The sequence below is a fragment of the Haemophilus sp. HMSC068C11 genome (assembly GCF_001815355.1).
In the GTDB taxonomy this organism is placed as follows: Bacteria; Pseudomonadota; Gammaproteobacteria; order Enterobacterales; family Pasteurellaceae; genus Haemophilus_D.
Genome location: NZ_KV820351.1, coordinates 50,562 through 60,221, shown reverse-complemented (window position 1 = coordinate 60,221; position 9,660 = coordinate 50,562). Strand labels below are relative to the sequence as shown.

General features: G+C 37.9%; 4 protein-coding genes. All 4 read left to right on the top strand.

The genetic code is table 11. The features are described from left to right. A partial coding sequence (locus tag HMPREF3020_RS09495) for a hypothetical protein (protein ID WP_218970518.1) occupies positions 1 to 192 on the top strand: 192 nt, incomplete at its 5' end. Positions 193 to 235: 43 nt separating this feature from the next. Next, the gene (gene imm45, locus HMPREF3020_RS00250) at positions 236 to 577 is read left to right on the top strand and encodes an Imm45 family immunity protein (RefSeq protein WP_065244493.1); all 342 of its coding nucleotides are present in this window, start codon (positions 236 to 238) and stop codon (positions 575 to 577) included. A gap of 182 nt (positions 578 to 759) precedes the next feature. Next, positions 760 to 2,535, top strand: coding sequence for a ShlB/FhaC/HecB family hemolysin secretion/activation protein (locus HMPREF3020_RS00245; protein WP_070775138.1), 1,776 nt, complete (start codon positions 760 to 762; stop codon positions 2,533 to 2,535). Between the two features lie 70 nt (positions 2,536 to 2,605). Further along, positions 2,606 to 9,660, top strand: a 7,055-nt coding sequence (locus HMPREF3020_RS00240) for a two-partner secretion domain-containing protein (RefSeq protein WP_257281253.1), incomplete at its 3' end; no start/stop codon positions are given.

Below are 9,660 nucleotides of genomic sequence, written 5' to 3'. Positions count from 1 at the left end.
TTAAAAAGATCTTTTTTGATGACTATCATTCTACAACTTATTTTTTATATAAATGCGTGGTTTATCACGGGGAATGTTGATCAGAGTGATTTTTTTGTAAGTAAGGAGCATTTGTTTTTTAGTTTAAAAATATGGGGCTCTCTATTTGTTTTATTTTTATTAATATATTCTTTAGGTGATAATAAATATTAATGGCTTACTGATGATGCAAGAATGAGATGATTAAGGTATGACAATGTTTTATTTATTAGAAGAATATGAAGATGAATTGTTATGGTCTGGGGATATATTTAGAGTTTTTATCCAGAATAAGGGTGAGAATTATTACACAGATCGAGTCGTGGACTTTATCATCTTTGAAACAGAGGATGTTGATAGACCGCTAGGGTTGCTATCTATATCTGGTTATAAGGCTGGAAAAATAGCGCTTATCTTTCCTAAAGAGGCTTTTAAAAAAGACGCGATTTATTCTTTAGATAAGAATTGGATAGAAAAAAACATATATGATTATTTATATCTAAACAAAGAGTGTGACAAAGTTTTTATATCAAAAAATGATTCAATACTTCCATTCTAATGTCTAGATTAAACTTACATAAAATAAATCGTTGGATATAAAGTGTGGTCAATTTTCAAAGAGTTTTAAAACCTCTTAAAAACTGACCGCACTTTTTTATTGAGAATATGAGTTTATAGAATTTTAAAACAAGTTTTGATATCATATCGCAGATTTATCAATAACTTAATCTCTGAAGTATAATGAAGAACTTATCTCGCTCTTTTCTTTCTAGTTTATTATTTATTTCCTCTTTCGCGTTGGCGGCGCCAAGCTCACCAAATGCAGATGTAGAAAAACAAATCGATGCCAAACAACAGAGGCAACAAGCTGAACAAGATGCGGCTATTTTAGCCCAGCAAACGCAATCCGCGAATGTGCGTTTAGAGGGTGAAAAAGAAGCCTCTCGTGGCTTTCCACAGAATGAAGCACAATGTTTTCCTATCAATCAATTGGTGCTGACCGATTATCAAGCTGAAGAAGAAAATTCATCAGCCTCTTCCCTTAAATTAATCCAACCAAGCCGATTCTCTTGGGCATTAAAGTCAGTTTATGCTGAGCGTGATTTTGCGCTGCCGGCTTGTATTGGCTCGGAGGGGATTAATGTCTTACTTCGCCGTATTCAAAATCGTTTAATTGATTTTGGTTATGTCACGACACGCGTGGTGGTGGAGCCACAGGATTTACGTTCAGGTATGCTCGTACTCACTGTGATTCCGGGTAAAGTAGGTCGTATTCAATTACAAGACCAAAGTGCGATTCCGTTTGCCACCCGTGGTACCTTATGGTTTGCCATGCCAATGGCGCAGGGGGATATATTAAATATTCGCAACATTGAACAAGGTTTAGAAAACTTAAAACGCGTACCGAGTGCTGATGCGAATATGGAGCTAGTGCCAACGGATGCAGTAGGTGAAACCGATGTGGTGATTGCTTATAAGCAAAGCTTACCTTTCCATTTAACCTTGGGATTAGATGATTCAGGCAGTAAAGCTACGGGTCGTTTACAAGGCTCAGCCACGTTTTCTTGGGATAACGTGCTAACACTTAATGATATGTTCTATATCAGTGGTACACGTAGCTTTAAACGTGATAGCGATGATGCAGAAGGCGATTATGGCAGTAAAAACATCAGTCTCTATTATTCTATTCCTTGGAAGAATTATCTCTTAACCCTTTCCGGCTCAAAATATTCTTATCACCAAACGGTAGCGGGCGCGTTTGAGTCTTACACCTATTCGGGTGAAAGCCAACAAATGAAAGCGAATTTAAGTCGCTTATTATCTCGTGGAAGTCTTCATAAAACCTATGTGAATGCCGCGTTATGGACGAAAAAATCACATAACTACATCAATGACACTGAAATTGAAGTGCAACGTCGTCGAACCGCTGGTTGGGAAGTGGGACTTAATCACACCCAATACATTGGCGAAACAGTGTTACAACTGTTTGCGAACTATAAACGTGGTACAGGTGGGAATAAAGCCTTACCTGCTCCGGAAGAGGAGTTTGGTGAAGGGACTTCCCGTATGCAGATTTTTACTGCAGGCATTGATTTTACCTATCCTTTCACTATCGGCAATCAACCTTTCCGCTTTAACACCAGTTGGAATGGACAATGGAACGGTACACCTTTAACACAACAAGATAAATTTAGTATTGGTGGTCGTTATACCGTGCGAGGGTTTGATGGTGAGCTATCACTTTCTGGTGAAAAAGGTTGGTTATGGCGAAATGAGTTGGGTTGGGATATTGCCAATAAAGGACATGAGCTTTATTTAGGGATTGACCGAGGTAAGGTGCATTCTAGCCAAGAAGAGCTTCAAATTGGTGATAGCTTAATGGGTGGCGCAATTGGACTTCGCGGTAAATTATGGGGCATTAACTATGATTATTTTGTGGGTGTTCCAATTAAAAAACCGGAAGGATTTAGAACCAGTCATGTGACAACCGGATTTAATGTGAGCTACCGTTTTTAATGCTCACGCTTTTAGATGTATAAATTGATTAAAACCAAACAGAATTTAAAACTTTAAAGGAAATTAAAAAATGAATAAACGTCATTATAAAGTGATTTTTAGCCGTGTATTAAACCAGCTTGTAGTGGTATCTGAGTTGGCAAAATCTCAAGGTAAAGCGCAAAGTGAAAATGTGAGCTCAGAACAAGAAAAAACAGGATTGTTTTCAACCGCACTTTCACTTAATCCTATTCATTTTAGCTTAATGTTGGCATTAGGCTTTGTCTTCTTATCGCCTTCTGTTCATGCAGAAGATATGGCAATTCGTGCTGATAAATCTGCACCAGGTAATCAACAACCTACCGTACTTCAAACCGGCAATGGTTTACCGCAGGTAAATATTCAAACACCAAGTGCAGGTGGGGTATCACGTAACCAATATTCACAATTTGATGTGGCAGAAAAAGGCGCTGTGTTAAACAATGCTCGCAAAGCAGCCCAAACGCAAATGGCAGGATGGGTGCAAGGTAACCCGAATCTTGCTCGCGGTGAAGCGAAAGTCATTCTTAACGAGGTCAATTCAGCGAATCCAAGCCGTTTAAAAGGTTATGTAGAAGTCGCAGGCAAAAAAGCAGATGTGGTGATTGCCAACCCAAGCGGTATCCAATGTGATGGTTGTGGTGTGATTAATGCTGGACGTACCACGCTGACAACCGGTAAAGCTGATGTAGAAAATGGTGAGTTGAAAGGCTATCGCGTAAAAGGCGGTAAGGTGACTGTTGGCCAAAAAGGGATGGATAACAGCCAATCTGATTACACCGATATTATCGCTGAGAAAGCGGAAATCAATGGTGGTGTTTGGTCGAAGAAAGGCATTAAAGTTACCACTGGTAAAAACAACGTTGACCGCACCAATGATTCAGTTGTGTATGTGGGCGATAAAATCACCGATAAAACCGACCACACTTCCGATACCCAAGGCGAAAACCAAAGCTACAGTGTGGATGTGAGCCAATTAGGTGGGATGTATGCTGAAAAAATCCATTTAGTGGATAACGGTCAAGGTCTTGGTGTACGCAATGCGGGGCACATTGGTGCATCTGCTGGAAACGTGAAAATTGATAGCCAAGGACGCATTATTAATGAAGGGGTGATTAGCGCAACTCACCAAGCTGATCTTAATGCAGAAAAGGTTATTGAAAATAAAGGTAAAATTGAAACAAAACTGGGTGGTGTTGCATTGCGCTCACAAACTCGAGTAGAGCAGCATGGTTCAATTGTTTCACATCAAGGGGGGAGCTTTGTTCAAGCTAAGGATAAAGTTACTCAAACCGGTGAAACTGTTGCTAAGGGCGATATTCAGTATCAGGCGAAAAATATTGAAGTAAAAAGTGGTGCTTTAGTTGCTGCTGGCGTTACGGTACAGGATACTACGCAAGGTGAAATTCGTTCTCTAGATACTCAACATGCACAAGGTGCAAATCTTACTCTTTCAGCTGAAAAGACCATTTCATCCAAAGCAAAACATCTAGCGAGTGGTGAGATTAATGTGAGAGCGGAAATGGTTGATTTATCTGATAGTCAATTAAGTGGAGATCGCATCGCTCTCCAATCTGCTCAATCAGCTTTAAATCTGAATAAAACAACGCTATATAGCGAAGGAAAAACAACATTAAGCAACCCAAATCTTATTTCAACTGAAAATGCACATTTGAATGCTGATCATTTTGTGGTGGATAGTGTTCAACTTAATAATCATCAGGGCAGTTGGATTCAACGTGGCGCCGAAGCTTTTGCATTAAATGTACAAAAGGGATTAGACAATACTGAAGGAAAAATTGTCGCAGAAGGTACGCTTTCTGTTCAAACGCCATTAATTCAAAATAATCAAGGTGTGATTTGGTCAAATCAAGGTGTGAAACTTAACACAAATGCAGGACATATAGAGTCTCAATCTGGTTATTTATTTGGAAAAAATAGTCTTGATATTAGTACTTCAACCTTGAATAACCAAAAAGGTGAAATGTTAGGTGGACAGGTTTTATTGGCTGCACAGCAAGTTAATAATGAGGATGGGAAGTTAATTGTCGGAAATCGCGCAGATTTATCAGTTAATCAATTTAATAATCAGCGTGGTATTGTTTATAACCAAGGTGAACTATCATTAAAGACAGAAAATTTACACAACCAAGATGGCATTATTTCATCTGTTTCTCGTGCGACATTGCTTGCAAATGATTTAAATAACCTTAAAGGAGTGATTCAGGGAGAGTCTGATTTAACGATTCAAACCCAAAATTTGAATAATACACAAGGTGATATTTCAGCGAAAACAGCAGCGATTTCTTCTGCTGCAATAAATAATGCACAAGGTGTAATTTCATCTCAGGATTTAACATTATCTGGTACAAATTTAAATAACAAAGGTGGCATTGTTCAAAGTGTGAATGCAACATTAAATTTGACCAAGATGGATAACCAGTCTGAAGGTGATAAAGGCTCTTTGGTTAGTGCAACAAATCGTTTAGTGTTAAATGTTACAAATGTAAATAATAAAAATACAAAAGCTAAACAAGATACCCCTACTCAAGGTATTCAAACAACTAATTTAGTAATAAATGCAGAGCATATTGAAAACCAATCTGGTGGTATTTATGCAGGAAAATCAGCAAATATTACAGTTAATCAATCTCTTGATAACCAACAAGGTGAGATTTTATCGGCTGGTCGAGTTGATATTGTAAATCCAGATTTAACCTTGGTTGTAAATAATGCACTAGGAAAAATTGAATCGGTGATTGGCACAACATTACAAGCCAAAACATTAGCGGATGAAGGTTCGATTAGAACAAAAGGTGATTTGGGTATTGAGTTAAATGATAGCTTTACGCTTAATAAAGCCTTTGGTGTAGGTAATAATCTTACTTTTAAAACAAAAGGTGATTTTGTTAATAATTCCAACCTTGTGGTAGGTAATTCAGCATCAGTTGAAGGATCTACTATTCAAAATAATGCTAATGCAGAAATTTCCTCGATAAACACTCGCATTCAAGCCAATAAACTGGATAACTTTGGTTTAATAGATGGTGACACCACAGTGATTAAAGCCAATGATGTCAATAATATCGGTACTGCACGTATTTATGGTAGTCATCTTGCCATTCAAGCAAATAATTTAAATAATCTTGAGAACACTGACGGAACAGCAGCGACTATCGCTGCTCGCGAGAGACTTGATTTAGGTGTCAGTAATTTAGTAAACCGTAACCATTCACTTATTATGAGTTTAGGTAATATCTATATTGGTGGACAGTTAAATGACAATAATCAAGCAACTGGTTATGCAAATAGCATTGATAACGGTAGTGCAACCATTGAAGCTTTAGGAAGTGGTTGGATTAAGACACATCATCTTTTAAACCAAGATTTACATTTAAGGTTAGGACATAAATATACTAAAAATCATTTTGTTACTTATTCCCCATTTGATAGTAGTGCGACTTATTATAGTAATGAAGGAGAAAAAGGTGAGGGTTATTTAGATCATGTTAATAATAGTCGTCATAATAGCAATCAATATTTTCGTTTCAATGATGGACGTAAAGCTGTGGCAGCTCGAAATTGGCTGAAACAAGATTACATTCGAACCACAGATACTAATACCATTGAACACCAAGATCCCAGTAAATTGCTTATCGGGCAATCTTTACATTTGGAAGGGGGGGAGTATACGAATAAACACTCTCGAATTGTGATTGGTGACACCTTATATTTAGCGGATAAGGCGATTAAGGAACCCGTCAGTACAGTAAGTCAAGGATTACTAAAACTGAGTAATATTGATGTTGATGGTGAAATTCATCGTCGAGATATCGGTTTGAAAAAAGATATTAAAAAAGAACATCGTCATCATGGTTCGAGAGGTAAAAAAGTTTGGGCTGTGTATGGAGGAGATGAACAAAAAATTGACCGCCTCTTACCTGTCGAACCGTTCAAATTTGGGCTGGAACTTTTAAAAATAGGTGAGCCGGTGGAGTCTACTGGCATAATTGTTGGGGATAAATCAGATTTCCAAGGCATTTCATTAGCGGAGAAAACACCTTTAAATACAGATTTAAATGTTCACCGCGTTAATCTAGAAGCAATCACGTCTGGAGTGATGAAAAATAAAGATAACCTTGATATCAAAACGCATTTACCAGATATTTCATTGCCACAGGCAAGCCTTTATAAAATCAACCCTGAGGTATCAGGACAGTTTTTGGTTGAAACAGATCCGCGTTTTACACAGAAATCTAAATGGCTCAGTTCTGATTATATGTTCAAACAGTTGCGCAATGATCCACAAAATATGCTTAAACGTTTGGGCGATGGTTTTTATGAACAACGTTTAGTAAACGAACAAATTAATCAGCTCACTGGTAGACGTTTTCTAGAAAATTACTCTTCCGATTATGACCAATATAAAGCCTTGATGGATAACGGGGCATACTACGCCCAAAAAATGAATTTAGTACCAGGCGTTGCTTTGACATCTTCTCAGATGAAAGAGTTAACTTCTGATATGGTTTGGATGGTAAAACGTGAAGTGACTTTAAAAGATGGTTCTAAGAAAGAAGTATTAGTGCCACAGGTTTACGTTGTTGGACGTAATACCGATATTGATAGTCGAGGTGCAGTGATTTCTGCCAATGATGTCATTATGAATATCAAAGGTGATGTACAAAATAGTGGCGTAATTTCTGGACGTAATCTAACAGGCTTAGCCGCAAATAATATTGAGAACTTAGGTGGTCGCTTACAGGGTCGAGAACTTTATTTGGTAGCTAAAAATATGCTCAATAATCTTGGTGGAGAGTTAAATGCAACAGATCATTTAGTTGCTCAAGGAAAGCATATTAATATTGAAAGTACCACGAGTGAAACAGAAAACACACCTGATTTTTACCAAAAATCACTAACACAACAAGCATCTGTAAAGGTTGGCAATGATAACAAAAAAGGCAGTGCTAGCTTTATTGCGACTGAAAATATTACTGTAAAAGGTGCAAATGTAGATGTGAATGGAAATGTGGTTTTCTCTGCAGGTAAAGCATTGAATTTTGGTACGGTAGAAACTGAAAATAAAGAGCATTACGTACCAAATGCAGATAATTACTATAAGCTTGATCAAAAACAAGAAGTTGGCAGTCAGTTAAATGTTACAGGAAATCTTGATGCTGTAGGTAAAAGTGCGGTTGAAATGCGAGGTGTTTCGGTAACCAGTAATGGCACCATGAATGTACTTTCTGACGGTAATATCAATATTCAAGAAGCACGTTATAAAGAGCAGTTGTCGAGTGCATCCAAAAGTAAATCTAGAGGTTTAACAAGCTCAACGACAGAAGTTTATCGACATAAACACGATTATGACGTTGCGGAAGCCTCAAATTTAGATGCAGATAAGATTTATCTTCATTCAAGCAAAGGTAATGTCACTATTCAGGGCTCAAATGTGGCTGCAGGTAATGGCTTGACGGTGAAGGGTAAGAATATTGATATTCGTGAGGCTGAGAACCGAGTTTACTCTGATGATTTTTATAGCAAGAAAAAATCAGGGATGCTAGGTGCTGGTATAGGGGTTGCTTTTGGTACCCAAAAACAAACCACGGAAAGTGACCAAACTAAGCTTTATGCCCAAAGTAGTCAAGTTGGTAGCCTCAAGGGTAATACTACAATGATTGCTGAGCAATCATACGCACAAACAGCGAGTACTGTGAAAGCGATAGAAGGTGATGTAAATATTCTAGCTCAAAAAGCTGAAATTAAAGCAGCAGATAATAAATATGAAACGAATACTAAGCAAACTTTTCAGCAAAAAGGCGTTACTATTTCCTTAAGTTCTCCAGTGATTTCAGCTATTCAGGGAGTCGCTAAATCAGCTGAAATGATAGGGAAAAGTAAACATGCTCGAGTAAATGCAATGACAGCAGCGAATAGCGCATATAACGTGGTTCAAGCAGGCCAAGCTCTAGGTGAGTTAGCTGGTGCGGCTAGTGGTGCTGGGCAAGCCGCTGGTGGTTCTACGGGGCTCAAAATTTCAATCACTTATGGTCAACAACAAAGTGAATCCAGAACACATACTGTGGGTAATACTGCTGCTAAGTCTCAAGTCAATGCTGGCGGTAAAGTGAATATCATCGCTACAGGAGCGGGTAAAGCATCAAATATTGATGTTGTTGGATCTGATATATGGGGAAAACAAGGAACAACTTTAATTGCTGATAATCAAGTAAATATCAAAGCAGCAGAGCAAACACATCAAGAGCGTAGTACTAACAAATCCAGTGGATTTAACGCTGGGGTTGCTATTGATATTGGAAAAGGTGTTTCAGCTGGATTAACTGTAGGTGGAAACTATGGTAAAGGTTATGGTAATGGTGATGAAACTACATATGTAGCAAGTCATGTAGGTGATATTCAAAGTAAAACCGTGATTCAGGCAGGTGGAGATGCTAATGTAATTGGTTCAGGGATCCAAGGAAAACGAGTAGAGCTTAGTGCTGAAAACCTCAATATTGAGAGCTTGCAAAATAAAGCAAGCTATGATGGAAAACAAATGAACGTAAATGGTTCGATAACAGTTGGTTATGGTTTTTCTGCAGAGGGTGGTTATAGTAAGTCTAAAATGAATTCAAATCACGCATCTGTGAATGAACAAGCAGGAATCTATGCGGGTGATGAAGGCTATGATGTGAATGTAAAAAATCACACAGATTTAAAAGGTGCACTCATTACTTCAACTCAACAAGCTGAAAGCTCAGGATTAAATCAATTTAGTACTGGTACATTAAGCCATAGTGATATTGAAAACCACTCATCTTATAAAGGTTCTTCAATAGGTATATCTGCTAAGGGAGCAGCAAAAGGCGGATGGACTGGTCAAGAGAAAAATGGTATTTCTGGTAGTGTAGGTTATGGTCGCGAAAGTGATAATCAAAATAGCGTGACTAAAAGCGGTATCAATACTCAAAATATTGAAATTCGTAATGAAAACGCACAACAAGCACTTACAGGGCAATCCATCACTGAGACACTTGCAGCAATTAAAACCGATATCAGTACTGATAATGCGGAAAGTCAAAGTGGTAAATTAGAAAATCGTTT

Bases quoted from the DNA above. Each gene is read 5' to 3' on its own strand.
- HMPREF3020_RS00245 (WP_070775138.1), top strand. From the start codon at position 760: ATGAAGAACTTATCTCGCTCTTTTCTTTCTAGTTTATTATTTATTTCC.
- imm45 (WP_065244493.1), top strand. From the start codon at position 236: ATGTTTTATTTATTAGAAGAATATGAAGATGAATTGTTATGGTCTGGG.